Below are 15,590 nucleotides of genomic sequence, written 5' to 3' on the forward strand. Positions count from 1 at the left end.
CCGGCTGTCTTGGGGCGGATATGTCGGCCCGCGCGAGGGAGCCACCACACGCGACCGGACGGACGCTCGTGACCGCGCACGCGCGTCCCTCGGCGGTCCCGGCACGCCGATGTAGCGGCGGGCCGGCGCTCCGGAAGCGCCCCGCCCGGACCTGATCGTCGACTTTCCCCTCCCCGACGCCCCCCACCGCCGGATCCTGTGGGACCGCTGCCTGGGCCCCGCCGTCCCCCGGGCCGACGACCTGGACCTGGACTTCTGCGCCGGATCCTTCGAACTGGCCGGCGGCAACATCCGCTCGATCGCGATCACCGCCGCCTACCTGGCCGCCGACTCCGGCCACCCCGTCACGATGCCCACCCTGATCCACGCGATCCAGCGCGAATACCAGAAACTCGGCCGCCTCACCCTGGCCTCCGAGTTCGGCCCGTACGTGGAGCTGCTGAGTTAGCGGCGCGATTGCCGGCCGGTGAGACGTCGGCCGAACCGGCCCCACGCGCCCGATCGGCCGAGGTCCTGGAACGCCACCGCCCAGCGGACGTCCGCCCGCTTCAACCGCTCCTCGACGGCGGCGAGTTCCGCACTGGACAGCGTCCGGACCATCGGGCGCAGCACGCTGTCCAGCAGGTGCGAACGGGTCTCCTCCCAGACGGCGTTCACCTGCGGATAGGAACTCCACGCGATGAAACAGTCAGCCACGCGGACAGGAACGGTGCACAGTCGGTCGGCCATCCGCTTCGAACGGGCGGCCCGGCCGTAGGCCGTGATCAGATCGACATCGCCGCTGTTGACCAGCGCGGCCAGCTCTCCGTCCGGCCGCTCCCCCGTGAGCAGCCGGTACGCGAGCGCGTCGTAGACCCGTTCGAGCACAGCGGGTTCCACCGGCGCCCCGGCCGCGCGGAGCGTCAGCACCCGGTCGGTCCACCCCTCGGGGGCGGCGGAGCCGTTCCGCAGTTCCCGGGCGAAGTCCAGGAGTTGGAGTACCCGGCGCTCGCGGGGCCTCAGATCGTCGGAGAAGCCGCGCAACAGATCGTGGGCGAGATCGGGCACATCCGGGTCGTCGGCGGGCCCGTGGAGCGCCGCGCCGACGAGGTGGGACCACGTGCCGGCGGCGAGGTGCGCGCTGGAGCCGTTCTCGCCGAGCATCGCCCTGGCCTCGCCGGCGGTCGGCCTGTCGTCACCCCACACCAGCCGGACGGCGGTGCGCAGCAGCGTCGGGTCGGCCATCGGGGAGACCCGGCCGGCCCGCAGGACGGCGTTCAGGACGGCGACACGGCCGCCGTCGGCCGCCGCCGCCCGGGGCGCTTCGGCGCACATCCGCAGGTGCGGCAGGACCTGGCTCGCGGTGAACGGCATCGGGACCGTGGCGAGCAGCCGGGCCACGGCGGGCGGGTCGCCCTGGGCGAGCACTTCCCACTCGGCCAACAGCAGGGCGCGGAGGTCGAAGCGGTCCTCCAGCGTGAGGCGCACGGCGGGCGCGTGCGCCGCGTCCGGGTCGGCCAGCAGCGCCACGGCGAGGCGGCGCGCCACTCCGGCCAGCAGATCCGCGCAGTCGACACCCAGGATGTCGGCGACGCACAGCAGTTCCGCCGTCCGCGCGGGGCCGTGCCCGGCGTCCGCGACACCCGCGCGCAGCTCGGGTCCGAGCTCGCCGGCGAGGCTCCGCCTGAGATCGTCGGTGAGGGGAACGCGCCGCAGGCCGTCCAGATCCGTCCCGGCACCGGGCGAGCGGACCACGTCCGTGAGGACGAGCGAGGCGAACGGCACGAGCTCGACGGCCGCCAAACGGGCATCGAGCACCGGGAACAGCCGGGTCGAGGCGGCCGTTTCGGCCGCCGTCCGGCTCCCACCGTGCGCGCTCAGCGCGTTCACAAGCCGGCGCAGCCGGTCGCGGTCCACCGTGTCCGCGTGGTGCCGCACCCAGTCGGCCGCCGCCGTTCGGCCCTCGGCGTCCAAGTCCAGCCCCGCGCACAGGGCCTCGACGGCGAGCGGGCCGTCGGACAGCACGGTCACCGCCTCGAAGAGCCGCGGTGCCCTGCCCAGCCAGACGTGGGCGGCGATCCGCGCCCAGACGTCCTCGGTCGGCGCGCCGGACGCGCGGCCGGTGCAGTCGTACACGCGGTAGCGGTGGCCGTGCCCGGCCAACCCGTGCGCGTCCTCGGGCAGGACCCCGATGATCTGCTGCCGGGCCAGCTCGGGGCGCCGCGTGTAGGTGGTGAACGTCAGCCGGTGGGCGATCTCGCGCGGCAGTACGGTGCCGGCGAGCGCGATCCACCGGGCGACGGCGGCGCTGTCCCGTTCGACGACGACGATGCGCGGCGCTGCGTCGTCCTGGATCACCTGGCGCAGATCGGCGAAGAAGCCCGCGAGCCATGAGGCCCTGGAGGCGGCGAACCCGATCAGCCGGTCCAGGTCCAGACCCCCCGGCCGCGCCCCGAAGGCGGTGATGGGCAGCGCGCCGTCGGGGAGTGTCGTGCCCAGGGGCAGATGCACGGCCTGGGCCTGGAAGCTCCCTCCGCCCGTGCAGACCGCACGGGCCACGAGCCGGCTGCCGTCGGCCAGCAGGCTGTGGCTGAACGTCTCGGGAAACGCGCCGAGTTCCGCGGTTGTGGGCCGCTGCGGCGCACCGGGCGGGGGCTCGTACCCGAGCAGCGGCTCGGCTTCCCTGAGCAGCCACGGGGATGCCCCGGGGCCGACCGACGTGAACCCCGACGCGGATGAGTACTGGAGCTGTATCAGGCCCACGCTCTGCCCCTCCCCATGCTGACGCCACCGAGGAGCGACGCGGGCTCCCCTCCCGACCACCGGCGGAACGCACCGAAGCCCCAGCTGTCCCTCACCACGTCGGCCGGTCCTCCTCGTCGTTGGGCGGATGCCTCGGCGACACCGGGCCCGCCACCGGATCACCGGCGGAGCGATCACGGCCCACCGCTGCGAGCGACATTCCAGCAGGTCGCCGCCGCGGCGCACGGCCCACCACCAATTCCCGTCTATCCAGGGAAAGTTAAAGAGGAGCGACCTCCCCCTGATCATAGCGGCGCCCCCCGCGAGCGAACGCCGCGATCACCGCCGGCCCTACGGCCGGGGTCCCGTGCCCTGCTCCGTTACGGAGCCGACCCGGCCGCCGGTCCGACAGGCCGGGTTACGGTTGGCGCAGCCCGCCTCGCGCCCCGCTGCGGCCCGCGCACCGAGAACGAGACGGTGGAGATCTGCGAGGTGTGGGCCGTAGGAGCCCGCGCGGACGCCGAGGTGTACGCGGAGGCGGCAGCCAGGGTGCGGGAGGCCGACGCACGCCGCCCGGAGTTCCAGCAGCTCTCCGAGGTGATCGAACGCTTTGGCCGCCTGGTCAGCGACATCAACCTGCCCGACCAGGAGCAGGGCGACCCCGTCCCGGACTGGCTCGCGAACCGCCTGATCCACACAGCCAGCATGAGACGCGAAGAGGTAGCCACGCTCACCCTGGAGGAGGCCGTCGACAGGTGGGCGGCTTTCACCGCCCGGCCAAGGGAGAACTGACCCAGAATCCCTGCCCCTGTATGGACCGGCCCAGCGAGCCATACCCCCCGGCATCGGCACGCCTCGCACGGCTGTTTCTGGTGGCCGACGCCCGACGCGCACCGCCCGCCAGGCAACGTTCGCCTGGCCCGTCACCAGACGAGTCCGCAGGGTCGTTCAGGGCCTGCGGCCGTGGAAGGTGCGGCGCAGGTCGCTCACCCAGGCGTCGGGGTTCTCCCAGGGGATGAAGTGGCCGCCGTGGTCGTGGGCGTTGACGTTGACGTGGTTGAACCAATCGGCCTGCGGGCCGGTCCTGAACGCCCGGACGCGCTCGTTGGCGGTCTGGATGCCGGGCGGGTTCTCGTACGTGACGAAGGTGAGGCCGACCGGGGCCTGCACGACCGGGGTGCGGTCGTGGGCGGGGGCCCAGGGGTAGCGGTTGGCGTTGGCGTAGTAACGCATCGAGGTGGCGATGGAGTTGTTCACCCAGTAGATCGTGGCGTGGGTGAGCAGGTCGTCCTTGGTGAAGACGGACTCGATGTCGCCGCCGTTGTCGCTCCAGGCGTTCCAGCGCTCCAGCAGCCAGGCGAGCAGTCCGGCGGGTGAGTCGCTCAGCCCGTGGGCCAGGGTGGCGCCGTCGAGCATGTGCACGGCGAGGTGGGACGCCCAGCGGTGGTCCAGCTCGATGATGCGGGCGCGGACGTCGGCGGGCTGGTCGTCGGTGAGGGGCCGATTCCGGGCGAAGTCCCAGGCGCGGGGGCCAGTGAAGAAGTCGAGCGGCAGCCCGGAGCCGATGTGGATGCCGTACAGCTCGTCGGCGTACTTGTGGCCGAGCTGGCTGGAGACGATCCCACCGATGTCGCAGCCCCCGGCGGCGTACTTCTCGTACCCCAGGGTCTCGGTCATCAGGGTGTGCCAGAGGTCGGAGACCTTCCAGAAGTTGACGTCCGAAAAGCCGGTGAGCGGGCCGGGGAAACCGAAGCCGGGCAGAGACGGCACGATGACGTCGAACGCGTCGGCGGGGTCCCCGCCGCACGCGGCCGGGTCGGCGAGCGGGTCGATCACCTTCGACCAGTGCCAGAACGTCCACGGCCAGCCGTGGGTGAGGATCAACGGGATCGGACGGGGGCCGCGGCCGGGCTTGCGCATGAAGTGCACCGGGACACCGGCGACGTTCGCCTGGTAGTGCTCGTGGACGTTGATGGCGGCCTCGGCCTTGCGCCAGTCGTAGCCGTCCCGCCAGTAGGCGACCAGCTCACGGAGATAGCTGTCCGGGACGCCGTAGGACCAGTCCCCATTCCCCTCGTCCAGCGGCGGACGGGTCAGTGTGAGACGGGCGCGCAGGTCATCGAGGACCTTGTCGGACACATGGATCGGCGTGGGCTCCAGGGGGAAGGCGTGCGGGGTGGTCACGGCGTGGTTCCTTACTGGGTAGGGGGAAGCGGTGTCGTCGGCCTGTTGGGTGCTTGGGCGGCGAGCCGGGCCATTTTAAGGAGTGCGGGCAGCGACGCGGGGGTCGGTACGGGGAACTGCTGAACTGAGCCCGTCACCGGTCACGGTCACCCGTGAGGCGACAGCGGACGTGCTCGATACCGCCTAGAGTGATGCGGGCGAACCTCGGGGAGGGCGAATGGGGAACCGGCAGTTACCCGCGTTGCCGCAGTACCGGTCAGACGCGGTGACCCGGCGATTGTGTGCCGCGGTGCATCTGGACGAAGGCTTCGCGCGTCAAGTGTACGAGGAGCTCACGGCGGACCGGTTGACCGCGGTCGGGCTGTCGCTGGGTGTCAATCTGCTGGCGCTGGTGAGGCACGCCAAGGCGGCTGCCGAGCGGATCGACACCCGGGACCGCCGGCTGGCATGGCTGTTCGCCGGGCTGTGCGCGGCGGTATCGCTCGCCTTCTATGGCTTCGCCAGCGGGACGTTCGCCGTAGGGGTGGCGGGTTGCTCGGCGGTACTCATCGCCGTCGGTACCGCGTGGGCGGTGGTCCACACGGCGGAGAGTCAGGGCCGGGCCGCCGCGCAGGAGGTGTTCCGCCTAAGCGGGGAGCCCGAGGATCTGGTGCCGCCCGCACCGCCGGATGCCGAGGCCCGGCTGCGGGAGCTGAAAAAGGCCAACGTCGTTCCGTACACGGCGAGCGCCGAGCGCACCAACCCCTTCGTGGGCAGTGGTACGAAGATCAAAGAGGTGGTCTGGCAGCCCATCGACATCAGCCGCCCGGCCGATGCCCCCGGTGGCGGCAAGCTGGCCGTCAAGCCTTTCGACGCCGTGGACCTGCACACGTATGTCGCCAAGGAGATGGCGAACATCGCTGGCCTCGAAGGACTGCGGGCCAGGAACCGGCTCTATGTGCTGGGGACCCATGTGCGGCACCTCGGCGATGATCTGCTGCCCGATCCGCTCCAGAGACCGCGCACGCGGGTCCCCAAGCAGTTGGTGCAGGCGGGCCTGGTCCGGTCCGGCGCCGGAATGCGCACCTACCTGAGCCTGGAGCGGATCGGCGAGGGCGGCCGTGTCATCGTGTCGATGCATCTCCGAGCCCGACTGCGGCATCCCAGCCTCTCGTGGGAGGTCGCGGCCTACGCGATTCCCCCGGTGAGCAGCCACTACTGTCGCGTGGACTGGCTGCCGATCGACGGTTTCGAGCGCTGGTGGAGTCTGGTGCGGTACGCGACCGGGCAGACGTGGCCCGCGTTGCGCGGCGCGCCCGGCCGTATCCAGCGGCGGCGTTCCGAGTCGAACCGCAGGGCGCGCACGCTGGAAAAGTGGCGCAAGGAGATCAGCAAGCGCCATGCCCTGTACGACTACGGGGCCGTGGACAGTGTGCGGGAACGTGTCGGTGCCTGGGACCAGTTGGGCCACTCCGAACGCACGGACTCACAGGACTTCCTGCACCGTCTCCAGCAGGGGGTACTGATCGCCACCGAGCGGTTTCTGAAGGCCCATAACGTCGACACCAGTTCCTTCGACCAGGCCCAGCAGGTCATCAACACCCAGACGTACAACTTCTCGGGAGACATCACCGGGCCGAGCAACTTCGGCAACAACGGACAGGTTACCTCGTACGGACAGGGCGCACAGCCGTCCGGAGCCCCCGGCGGCGGACACCCCTGACTCCGGCGGACGCATGTCCACTCGACGGCACACCTCCGACGGCAACCTTCCAGGAGTACCGATGAGCACGTTCAACTTCCACGGTGAGATCTCCGGGCCGAGCAACTTCGGTGACGGCGGGAAGATCGAGATTCATCAGCATGGGTCGAGTCCGGCCGATGCCCTGCGCCTGGCCACCGAGCTGGTACGTCAGTTGCGGACCGAGAACCAGCCGACGCTCGCCGACCAGGCGGAAGTGGTGCGCGGCGAGCTGGTGCGGGCTGAGCAGGAGCAACGGCCCGCCGACCGCGGGCGGGTCCGACAAGCGCTGGAAACGATCTCGCTCGGGCTCGCCACGGGCAGCGGCGGTCTGGCCCTCGCCCAGGAGCTGGGGCGCGCCTTCGGACTGTGAGGGTGACGGACATGTAAGCCGTCGGGGAGCTCGCGCTCCCCGCAGGCCCTCACTTCGACCGTACGACGGCCTGCGCGCCGCCAAGTTCCAGCGTGAGTCCGGAGCGCAGCGGCACCGTCTGGCCCGGTGCGATCTGCTGGGTCGAGCCGTCCGAACGCGTCCCCGTCCATGCCGCGTCGGAACGGTTCGCGAGGCCGAACCGACCGGGCTTCTGCGGGTGTTCGGTCAGCTCGGCGACCAGCGTCGCGTCGCTGTAGTCGTGTCGTGCCGGCTCGGGCACCAGATGGTGGGCGTGCACGCGGGCGGCACGGTGCAGCCGGACATGGCGTTCCACGCGCGGCAGGGGGGTGATCACGACCAGCCGGGGCGGCAGTACCAGAGGGCTGGCGCAGGACCAGCATGTCCCGGCGGTGGTCTCCTCGGGCTGGGTCATGTTCTGCCGCCCGCAGTGCGCGCAGTCGACGACCGCGTCAAGCACGGCCCGCAGCGCGTCACGCCACTGCGATTCCCGTACCCGCGCCAACGGGTCGCCCAGCCCTACGGTGAAGTTGTGCGTGAAGAGGTCCCGAAGAGCCGCAGGGGCCGCCTTCCAGGTGTGCAGAACCGTGGACTGCTCAGCGGGGTCGGGCACGTTGGAGCGGTCCTTCGGGTCGAAGACGAACAGCGGCTGCTTGCCGTACAGCTTCTTCTCGGCCGCCTCGTCCAGGCATCGGATGGCCAGCTCCTGTTTCCCCTTCAGCGGGTGATGGTTCATCAGCAGCATAAAGAGCAACACCGAAAGAGAGTGCAGATCGGTCTGGGTGCCGGGCTTCGCCCCGGGGTCCCCGCGCACCAGCTCGGGGGCCATGAACTCCATCGTCCCGGAGATGCCGCTGGTGTCACCCTCCACCACGGCGTTGTCGTTGTCGCACACCAGGACCTCGCCGGTGGCCGGGTCGAAGAAGATGTTGCCCCAAGAGATGTCCCGGTAGGCGATGCCCCGGGAGTGCAACGCCTGATACGCCTCCACCGTGTAGAGGCTCGCGGCCAGCAGGGCACGCGGCGTGGTGCGCAACTGCCTGCGGAACAACGCGGGCAGGCCCTTGAAGCGGTCCGGGCGAATGTCCATCAGATAACCGAAGGCGTCCGGCCAGGTGCCCCGGACGAACGTCGTCGGCCACAGGAAACGTTCGTCGTCGAAGTCCCGGGTCACCAACTCCTGGACGATGGCCTCCTGCCCGGGTGTCGCGCACGCCGGGTAGTACCACTTGAGCGCCTTGTCGCCGGTCGGGGTCGCCACTCGGTACACCTCGCCCTGACCGCCGGCGCCGAGCATCCCGGTGATCCGGATCTCTTCGCCGCTGTCGGCGGTGAGGAGGGTGCCCGTGTCGAGCATGCCGGTCATCATCTCTCCGTTGTCTGTCACGTGTCACCGTCGGCCGCTGTGTGCTGTACCGGCCGCCTGCCGGCCGCCAGGGTGGTGTCGTCGCCCGAGTACTGCGCGGCCTTCGCCAGCCACTCGGGCAGCATGGCCCGCGCGCCCTCGGCGCTTTCCCCGGAGAGCCGCTGGTCGAGGCCTGTCATGAACTGAACGAAGCCCTCGTCCGAGGCGAAGCTCTTGGACAGGCCGTCCGTGGACAGCGCGATGAACCGCGGCGTACGGTCCGGCGCCACGATCGGCGCCCAGTGCACCCGCACCAGGTCCCAGGCATCACGGCTGCACAGCGATTCGGTCTCGTCTCCGAAGTCCGCCTCCAGTGGGGCGAGCGGACGGCCGACGTCGCCGTTGGGTTCGATCACCGTCAACTCGCCGTCGCCGAGCTGCCAGGCCGCGAACAACCGCGGGGTCAGCACGGTGCCGATCAGCGTGGACCCGTACAGCACGAGCTTCCGCCCGTCGCCCATCACGGGCGGGGACTCGGTCCCCGGCTCGGTCGCGCCCTGGTTCTGTTCGTACTGGCGCTGCCAGTGGTCCAGGACGCGGCGCTGCCAGGCGACGATCAGTCGGCGCGGCATGACGTTCCGGGCGTAGTGCATCAGCCGGCTGAGGCTGCGCGGCCCTTCGGGTCCCTCGGCGTTCGCCATGGCCGCGAACTCCCTGGCGTGCGCGGTGAACAGCTCCACCGCATACCGGGCCCCGACCCCGCTGCGGGCGTGCCGCGCCGAGCCGTGCCCGTCCGCGACCGCGAGGACCAGCGGGTCCTCCAGGGTGCCGCGGCCGTCGGCCGCGCACTCGTCCTGGTTGCACTGCTTGTTGACTCCCTGGACGCTCCCGGTGAGCGTCTCCCAGTGCGACATCCGCGGCTCGCTCACCACACGTCATCATCGTCGTCGCCCAGCACCGGCGGGGCGTACGGCGGCTGCTTCGCCATCACGACCGTCGGTTCCGCCACCGGCTGCGAAGCCGCCTTCACCGCGGCGGTCGAGGCCCACCGGATCGCCGCCGCGAGTTGCCTGGGGCTGTTGGCGTCCAGCGGCTGTAGCTCGGGATTGCCGAGGAATTCCTGCAGCACGCTCCGGTCCGCCTCCGCGCCGATGGCGATCGCCACCCGGACCGCTTTCTTGCCCCACGGCGTGGCGTCGACAGCCTTCAGCCCGATCTTCCAGTCGTCGGTGGGCACGCCGTCGGAGACCAGTGCCAGCACCGGCTTGAGCGCACGTTGCGGCATCGGTGGGGTCTGCAGCTCACGCGCCACCAACTGCAGCGCCTCGCCCAGATTGGTCACCCCGTCCACCTGGACGTCCTGCCAGGCGAAGTCGTCGACCGGAACCGGGTCCTTGTGCAGCCACCGTGCGGTGGTGGAGAAGGTGATGGTACGCACCAGCAGTTGGGCCGCGGGGTTGGCGTGCGCGACCGAGCGCATCTCCGGGATCGCCTCCCGGATCGCGTAGTTGAGCTGGCCGATTCTCTCGCCCTGCATGGAGTACGAGCAGTCCAGCAGCCAGATGAAGTGGACCGGCCGGTTCGCCATCGGCCCACCCGGGATGTCACTCATTCTGTGCCCTCCGTTGTGTCGGCTTCGATTCCGTTGTCTTCGATTCCGTCGTCTTCGTCGTCTCCGCGCGGACGCCGCCTCAGCCGGCCAGTCTGATCAGCCCGAACGCGGCCACCGCCGCGACCACGACTGTCGTGATCACCACCGCGGTGATGAACAGGCCAAGTACGAGGCGCCGTCCCCGCGCGATGTGCGGCACCACCGTCGTCATGCCGCCTCCCGGCTGTCGCTTCTTCGGATCCCGTTGTCCCCGTTCCGTACCACCGTCGTGCCCACGTCAGCGCCCCGGCCGATCGGGTACGGCCGCACCGCGCAGCCCCGAGCGGGCCAACACCCACAGCACCGGCTCCGCGGCCCGGCGCTGCTCACTGTCGAGCGCTCCCGCTCCGGTCGCCGCGTAGGCGCTCACCGCCCAGTAGCGGCCCGCGCCGAAGTCGTGGCCCAGACCCCGGACCAGCGCGCCGAGGCCGATGTTCTCCAGCCAGGTGTCGATCCTGGCGCCCGGTACGGGCAATGAGGTGATCCGGTCAAGGACGTCCCGTTTGGTGACCACCGTGGCCACCGGTATACGCCGACGCCGCCCGGTGAGTGCCGCGAGTTCGCCGGTCAGGCGCTGGTAGGTGTCCATCGGCCCCAGGTCGGCGGGGCGGGCGTCGGCCGCGAGTTCGGCGTCGGCCGCCCCCAGCGCGCGTCGCACCTGCGGTTCGGCGAGTACGTCGGCGACCAGGATCACCCCGTCGGCGTGGGCCAGATACTGCTGTTCGCGTAGGGACCCGGCGTCGCGCAACGACTCGCCCATCGGGTCGTACAGATAGAGCAGCCGCCGTCGCCTGCCGTGGCCGATGAGCAGCATGAAGGCCCGGGGCTGGCCGCCCTGCGTCTTGAGCGCCCAACCAGCCTGGTTCAGTTGCTGGTTGAGCATCCCGGCGTCCCGCTGATCGGTCGCGGAAGCGTACTCGACGGTCAGCCGGCTCCGCCGCGACCAGGACTGCAGCCCCGCCGCCATCGCCGCCATCAGCATGGTCTTGCCGGAGGACCGGCCGCCGATCAGGGGCACATGGACCACCCGTGTGCTGCCGACCGCCTCGGGAAGCAGCTGGTCACAGTGCGGACAGCGGGCAGCGAGGCGCGCCCGGCCCGCCAGAGACGTGGTGACAAGACGCCGCCCGCACGCGCACACGTGCCACAGCGCGCCGTAGCGGCCGGGGCGCAGCTCGCCGTGCGCGACGTCGCAGTTCGGGCAGCGGTGAACGGCCAGCGGGAACGGACGGTAGCAGCCGGGATACGGGCACTTCATCCGAATACGGCGGAGCAGTACCCCGAGCCGTTCCGTACTGCGGAGGGCGAGGACGGCTGTCGCGGCCAACAGCCACATCAGGCCGAGCAACAGCCCAAAGACGATCATGATCAGGGAGGTGAGCAGCGCCGCGAGCAGCGCTCCCAGGACCGCCCCGGCCGCCGTTCCCGGGGCCAGGAGGCGCATCACGGTACGGGTGAACCAGTTCTCACCCGGTCGTCCGGTGGCCGGGTCGCGGCCCTGTAAGAGCCGCGCGGCCCAGTGCTGCAGCCACTGCATGGTCAGCCGGTACCACATGTCGCGCAGGGCGGTACGTGCCGCGGACCCGGCGTCCAGCCACATCTGCCGTGACCAGTACGCGCGGTGGACGGGCTCGCCGGGGGTGACGCCCGGCAGCCGCGGATCCGGTGCGCCGACCCGCCAGGGGCCGAGGACCCTTCCGGCGGCCTCAATCGACTTGCCGAGGAACAGCCAGAGCGTGTAGCCGAGGCAGAGCGGCACCGCCACCACGCCGGTGACCCAGAGCGCGGCCGTCATCAGGGTCGTCTCACTCACGGGCGGCCACCCTTGCGGGGTGGTTCCACATCGCCCCAGCGCGGTCCCGCCGCAGTGTCCTTGCGGCCCCGGCCGGTGAGGCGTCTGCCGAACCGCCCGAACGCCCCCGGTCGGCTGAATGCCTGGAACTCCTCCGCCCAGCGCGCTCCGGCCCGCTCCAACTGCCTCTCGACGGCGGAAAGGTCCGCGTCGGGCAGCGCCCGGACGATGGGGCGCAGCACCCGGTCGAGTAGGTGGGAACGGGTCTCCTGCCAGGCCACGCTCGCCTGCGGGTGCGAACTCCACACGGCGAAACAGTCGGCCACGTAGGCGGGGACGACGCGCAGCCGGTCCCCCACCCGCTTCGACTGGGCGGCCCGGCCGTATGCCGCGATCAGATCGGCGTCACCGCTGAGGATCAGCGCGCGCAACTCTCCGTCCGGCCGCTCCTCGGAGAGCAGCCGGCGCGCGAGCGCCCCGTAGGCCCGTTCGAGCACGGCGGGTTCCACGGGCTCCGCGACCGCCCGGAGCGTCAGAGCCCGGTCGATCCAGCCCTTGGGGGCCGCCGAGCCGTCCCGGAGTTCGCGGGCGAATTCCAGGAGCTGGAGCGCCCGGCGCTCGCGCGGCTCCAGGTCGTCGGAGATGGCGTGCAGCAGATCGTGGGCGAGATCGGGTACGTCGGGATCGTCGGCGGGGCCCTGGAGCGCCGCCTTGACGAGGTCGGACCAGGTGCCGGCCGCGAGGTGCGCGCTGGAGCCGGTCTCGCCCAGCATCAGCCTCGCCTCACGCGCGGTCGGCGGATCGCCGTCCCACACCAGTCGGACGGCGGTGCGCAGCATCGTCGGCTCGGCGATCGGGGAGACCCGGCCGGCCCGCAGGACGGCGTTCAGGACGGTGACACGGTCGCCGCGGGCCGCCGCCACCCGAGGAGCCTCAGCGCACATCCGCAGGTGCGGCAGGGCCTGGCTCTCGGTGAACGGCAACGGGACCCTGGCAAGCAGCCGGGCGGCGGCGGGCGGGTCGCCCTGGGCGAGGAAGTCGAGTTCGGCCAGCAACGCGGCGCGGAGGTCGAAGCGGTCCTCCAGCGCGAAGCGTACGGCGGGCGTGCGCGCCGAGTCCGGGTCCGCGAGCAGGGCGACGGAGAGCCGATGCGCCACGTCGGGCAGAAGGTCCGCACAGTCCACGCCGAGCGTGTCCGCGACGCACAGCAGTTCCGCCGACCGCGAAGAGCGGTTGCCGGTGTCCGCGACGCCCGCGCGCAGATCGGGGCCGAGCTCGGCGGCGAGGCGCCGCCTGAGATCCTCGGTGAGCGTGACTCGCCGCAGGACCGCGAGGCCGGTCCCGGCCTCCGTCCCGGCGCCGGGCGAGCGGACGGCGACGGTCAGCACGAGGGCGGCGAGCGGCGCGATCGTGCTGACCGGCAGCCTGCCGTCGAGCGCCGCGAACAGCCGCGTCAGAGCAGCCGTCTCTGCCGCCGTCCGGTTCCCGGTGGGCGCGCCCAGCGCGTTCACGAGCCGGTGCAGCCGGTTGCCGCCCAGCGTGTCCGCGTGGTGCTGTGCCCAGTCGGCCGCCGCGGTGCGGCCGTCGGCGTTCAGCTCCAGGCCGGCGCACAGTGCCTCGACGGCGAGCGGGCCGGGCGCGAAGTGGCCGTCCGGCAGCGCGGCCGCCGCCTTGAACAGCTCGGGTGCCCTGCCCAGCCAGACGCGCGCGGCGATCCGCGCCCAGGCGTCCGCCGTCCGCGTGCTGGACGCGCGGCCGGTGCAGTCGTGCACGCGGTAGCGATGGTCGTGCGCGGCCAGGTCCCGGCCGTCCTCGGGCAGTACCCCGAGGATCTGCTGCCGGGCGAGCTGGGGCCGCCGCGTGTAGGTGGTGAAGGTCAGCCGGTGAGCGTTCTCCCGCGGCAGTACGGTGCTGGCCAGCGCGATCCACCGGGCCACGGCGGCGCTGTCCCGTTCAACGACGACGAGCTGCGGCGCGGACTCGTCCTCGCTCAGCCTGCGCAGATCGGCGAAGAAGTCCGCGAGCCACGACGCGCGGGAGGCGGCGAACCCGATCAGTCCGTCCCGGTCGAGGCGCCCCGGAGCCGCCAGCGAGTCCAGGGGCTCCGGCACTCCTCCGTCCGGGGTACTGGCGGCCCACCGCGGTGAGCCCCAGGCGGTGATGGGCAGCGCGCCACCGGGGAGTGCCGTGCCCGCAGGCAGATGCACGGCATGCGCGTGGAAGTTGCCCCAGCGCCCGCTGTAGTCAGCTCCCGTGTAGACCGTTCGGGCCAGGAGCCGACTGCCGTCGGACAGCAGGCTGTGGCTGAACGCCTCGGGGAACGAGTCAAGTTCGGCGGCCGTGGGGCGCGGTGCGGCGTCTCGCGGCGGCTCGTACCCGATGAGCTGCTCCGCTTCCCTGAGTAGCGACTGCGGTGCGCCGGGGGTGACCGCGGTGAAGCGGAATCCCGAACCGTCGGGCCCCGGCGGGGCCGAGGTGTAGTGCAGCTGGGTCAGGCTCATGATCCGGCCCTCTCGCTCGCGGTCCTGCCGAGTTTGCCGGTCGTGCCGGTTCTACCGGGTTTGCGTACGGGGAGGAGACCGCGCAGCCCGAGCAGCCACAGCAACGGGTCCTCGATGCGCATCGGCTGTGGTCCCGACTTGGGGGCGTCGGACGGGGCTTGGGCGGACGGAGGGGAGCCGAGCGCCGACAGCCCGAAGAGCGAGAGTGACGCGAATTCCCGCTCCAGCTGTCGGCAGAGCGCGCCGGAGTCCCAGCTCTCCATCAGTGAACGCATCTCCTCGTGCACGGTCAGCCGGTCGTCCTCGTCGAGCGTCCCATCCTGGTGGGAGGCGTTGCGCAGCAGTGGCGAGTGCGAGCCGATCATCGGCCGCAGCATGTCGGTCTTGGTCACCGCCACGGCGATCGGCGTGGTGACCCGGCCACGCGAACCGCCGCGGCCGTGGGCGCGCAGCTGGGCGGCGAGATCCGCGGCGATCTGCTGCGGGGGCGTCTCGACCATGGGCACGGCGCCTTCGCCGGGCGGCAGCTGATCTCGTACGGAACCGAGCTGCAGCGGGTCGACCAGCAGGATGATACCGTCGGCGGCGCCGAGATAGTGGGTGTAGCGGTCCATCGCTGCGGCGCTTCCCAGATCTTCTCCCGCGGCGTCGAAGAAGACCAGCGCGGTGTGTCGGCTGCCGTCGCCGAGACGCCTTCTGCGGGGCAGGCTCAGCCGGTACAGCAGCGGGTCGTTGAAGCCCAGAGCGGCGGGGCGGGTGGCCGCGGGCAGCCGCAGCCGGTCATAGAGGTCCTCGGCCATCTCCCGGTCGCGGCGCTGGGTTTCGCTGCCCATCGCGGCAAGTGAGGCACCGTAGGCGCGACCTACCCGGTTGCGCAGTTCGTTGACGAGCACCGAAATGTAGGTGCTCTTGCCCGACGCCTTCGCGCCGACCAGCGCGATGATGCGGCTGTCCTGTTCGCAGTAGTCGCTGGGGAAGTCGCTGTGGCAGCGGCGGCAGACCCGGACCGGCGTGGACACCCCGCAGCCCGGGCAGGCCGCACGCGAACCACCGCTGCCCGGCCCGGGGCGCAGCCCGCCGAGCGTGCGGGGCGGCGGGAAGACCGGGCCCCGCATCCGTAGCGCGGGCGGCACGCTCGGACCCATGAACTCGGCCCAGACATCGTCGCGTTCGGCATCGCAGGGCTTGCCGCCGCGGACGCCGGTGGCCGTCATCAGACAGCGGTACGGCAGCCGTGCGGCCGGGGCCCGGTCGAAGCAGTAGGGGCACACGACGGTCGTCATGT

Annotated in this window: 12 protein-coding genes and 1 pseudogene; 4 read left to right on the forward strand and 9 right to left on the reverse strand. The window is 71.6% G+C overall.

Annotation, left to right across the window (positions count from 1 at the left end; all coding sequences use genetic code 11):
- Positions 1 to 142: 142 nt before the first annotated feature.
- Positions 143 to 448, forward strand: a pseudogene (locus tag OIE51_RS02765) (ATP-binding protein); the annotation flags it as partial.
- Here OIE51_RS02765 and OIE51_RS02770 read toward each other — a convergent pair.
- The gene (locus OIE51_RS02770) at positions 445 to 2,742 is read right to left on the reverse strand and encodes a GTPase-associated protein 1-related protein (protein WP_326595236.1); all 2,298 of its coding nucleotides are present in this window, start codon (positions 2,740 to 2,742) and stop codon (positions 445 to 447) included. The pseudogene OIE51_RS02765 and the gene OIE51_RS02770 sit on opposite strands and share 4 nt — an antisense overlap.
- 456 nt (positions 2,743 to 3,198) lie before the next feature.
- Between OIE51_RS02770 and OIE51_RS02775 the strand changes: the two genes are divergently transcribed.
- Entirely contained in the window at positions 3,199 to 3,513 is a 315-nt protein-coding gene (locus tag OIE51_RS02775; protein WP_326595237.1) for a hypothetical protein, read from the forward strand.
- 156 nt (positions 3,514 to 3,669) lie between these two features.
- Here the strand turns inward: OIE51_RS02775 and OIE51_RS02780 are convergent, their stop codons facing one another.
- Positions 3,670 to 4,905, reverse strand: a complete 1,236-nt coding sequence (locus OIE51_RS02780; protein ID WP_326595239.1) for an epoxide hydrolase family protein — start codon at positions 4,903 to 4,905, stop codon at positions 3,670 to 3,672.
- Positions 4,906 to 5,194: 289 nt separating this feature from the next.
- Between OIE51_RS02780 and OIE51_RS02785 the strand changes: the two genes are divergently transcribed.
- Together OIE51_RS02785 and OIE51_RS02790 are read left to right on the forward strand one after the other, a co-directional pair.
- On the forward strand, positions 5,195 to 6,607 hold the full coding sequence (locus OIE51_RS02785; RefSeq protein ID WP_326595240.1) for a hypothetical protein: 1,413 nt from the start codon (positions 5,195 to 5,197) through the stop codon (positions 6,605 to 6,607).
- A 61-nt stretch (positions 6,608 to 6,668) separates the two neighbouring features.
- Complete coding sequence (locus OIE51_RS02790) at positions 6,669 to 6,998, forward strand: hypothetical protein (RefSeq protein WP_326595241.1); 330 nt, start codon at positions 6,669 to 6,671, stop codon at positions 6,996 to 6,998.
- Positions 6,999 to 7,047: 49 nt separating this feature from the next.
- On the opposite strand, the gene OIE51_RS02795 is transcribed toward OIE51_RS02790, so the two are convergent.
- From OIE51_RS02795 to OIE51_RS02825, 7 genes are all read right to left on the reverse strand, one after another.
- Positions 7,048 to 8,382, reverse strand: coding sequence for a serine/threonine-protein kinase (locus tag OIE51_RS02795; protein ID WP_326600469.1), 1,335 nt, complete (start codon positions 8,380 to 8,382; stop codon positions 7,048 to 7,050).
- A 17-nt stretch (positions 8,383 to 8,399) separates the two neighbouring features.
- Complete coding sequence (locus OIE51_RS02800; protein WP_326595242.1) at positions 8,400 to 9,290, reverse strand: PP2C family serine/threonine-protein phosphatase; 891 nt, start codon at positions 9,288 to 9,290, stop codon at positions 8,400 to 8,402.
- Entirely contained in the window at positions 9,287 to 9,949 is a 663-nt protein-coding gene (locus OIE51_RS02805; RefSeq protein ID WP_326600471.1) for a vWA domain-containing protein, read from the reverse strand. The genes OIE51_RS02800 and OIE51_RS02805 overlap by 4 nt, the downstream gene beginning before the upstream one ends.
- 103 nt (positions 9,950 to 10,052) lie before the next feature.
- Positions 10,053 to 10,184 carry a hypothetical protein gene (locus OIE51_RS02810; protein WP_326595244.1) on the reverse strand — a complete coding sequence of 44 codons (132 nt, stop codon included), beginning with the start codon at positions 10,182 to 10,184 and terminating at the stop codon, positions 10,053 to 10,055.
- Positions 10,185 to 10,250: 66 nt separating this feature from the next.
- Positions 10,251 to 11,825 (reverse strand): TRAFAC clade GTPase domain-containing protein, encoded by a 1,575-nt coding sequence (locus OIE51_RS02815; protein WP_326595246.1) that lies wholly within the window; start codon positions 11,823 to 11,825, stop codon positions 10,251 to 10,253.
- Entirely contained in the window at positions 11,822 to 14,305 is a 2,484-nt protein-coding gene (locus OIE51_RS02820) for a GTPase-associated protein 1-related protein (RefSeq protein ID WP_326595248.1), read from the reverse strand. Before OIE51_RS02820 ends, OIE51_RS02815 begins: the two co-directional genes overlap by 4 nt.
- Positions 14,302 to 15,588: a TRAFAC clade GTPase domain-containing protein gene (locus OIE51_RS02825; RefSeq protein WP_326595250.1), complete on the reverse strand. Its 1,287-nt coding sequence runs from the start codon at positions 15,586 to 15,588 to the stop codon at positions 14,302 to 14,304. The genes OIE51_RS02820 and OIE51_RS02825 overlap by 4 nt, the downstream gene beginning before the upstream one ends.
- Between the last annotated feature and the right edge of the window lie 2 nt (positions 15,589 to 15,590).

The sequence above is a fragment of the Streptomyces sp. NBC_01803 genome (assembly GCF_035917415.1).
Lineage (GTDB): Bacteria > Actinomycetota > Actinomycetes > Streptomycetales > Streptomycetaceae > Streptomyces.

Coding starts and splice junctions, on each gene's coding strand:
- OIE51_RS02790 (WP_326595241.1), top strand. CDS start 6,669: ATGAGCACGTTCAACTTCCACGGTGAGATCTCCGGGCCGAGCAACTTC.
- OIE51_RS02795 (WP_326600469.1), bottom strand. CDS start 8,382: ATGACCGGCATGCTCGACACGGGCACCCTCCTCACCGCCGACAGCGGC.
- OIE51_RS02805 (WP_326600471.1), bottom strand. CDS start 9,949: ATGGCGAACCGGCCGGTCCACTTCATCTGGCTGCTGGACTGCTCGTAC.
- OIE51_RS02810 (WP_326595244.1), bottom strand. CDS start 10,184: ATGACGACGGTGGTGCCGCACATCGCGCGGGGACGGCGCCTCGTACTT.
- OIE51_RS02820 (WP_326595248.1), bottom strand. CDS start 14,305: ATGAGCCTGACCCAGCTGCACTACACCTCGGCCCCGCCGGGGCCCGAC.
- OIE51_RS02825 (WP_326595250.1), bottom strand. CDS start 15,588: ATGACGACCGTCGTGTGCCCCTACTGCTTCGACCGGGCCCCGGCCGCA.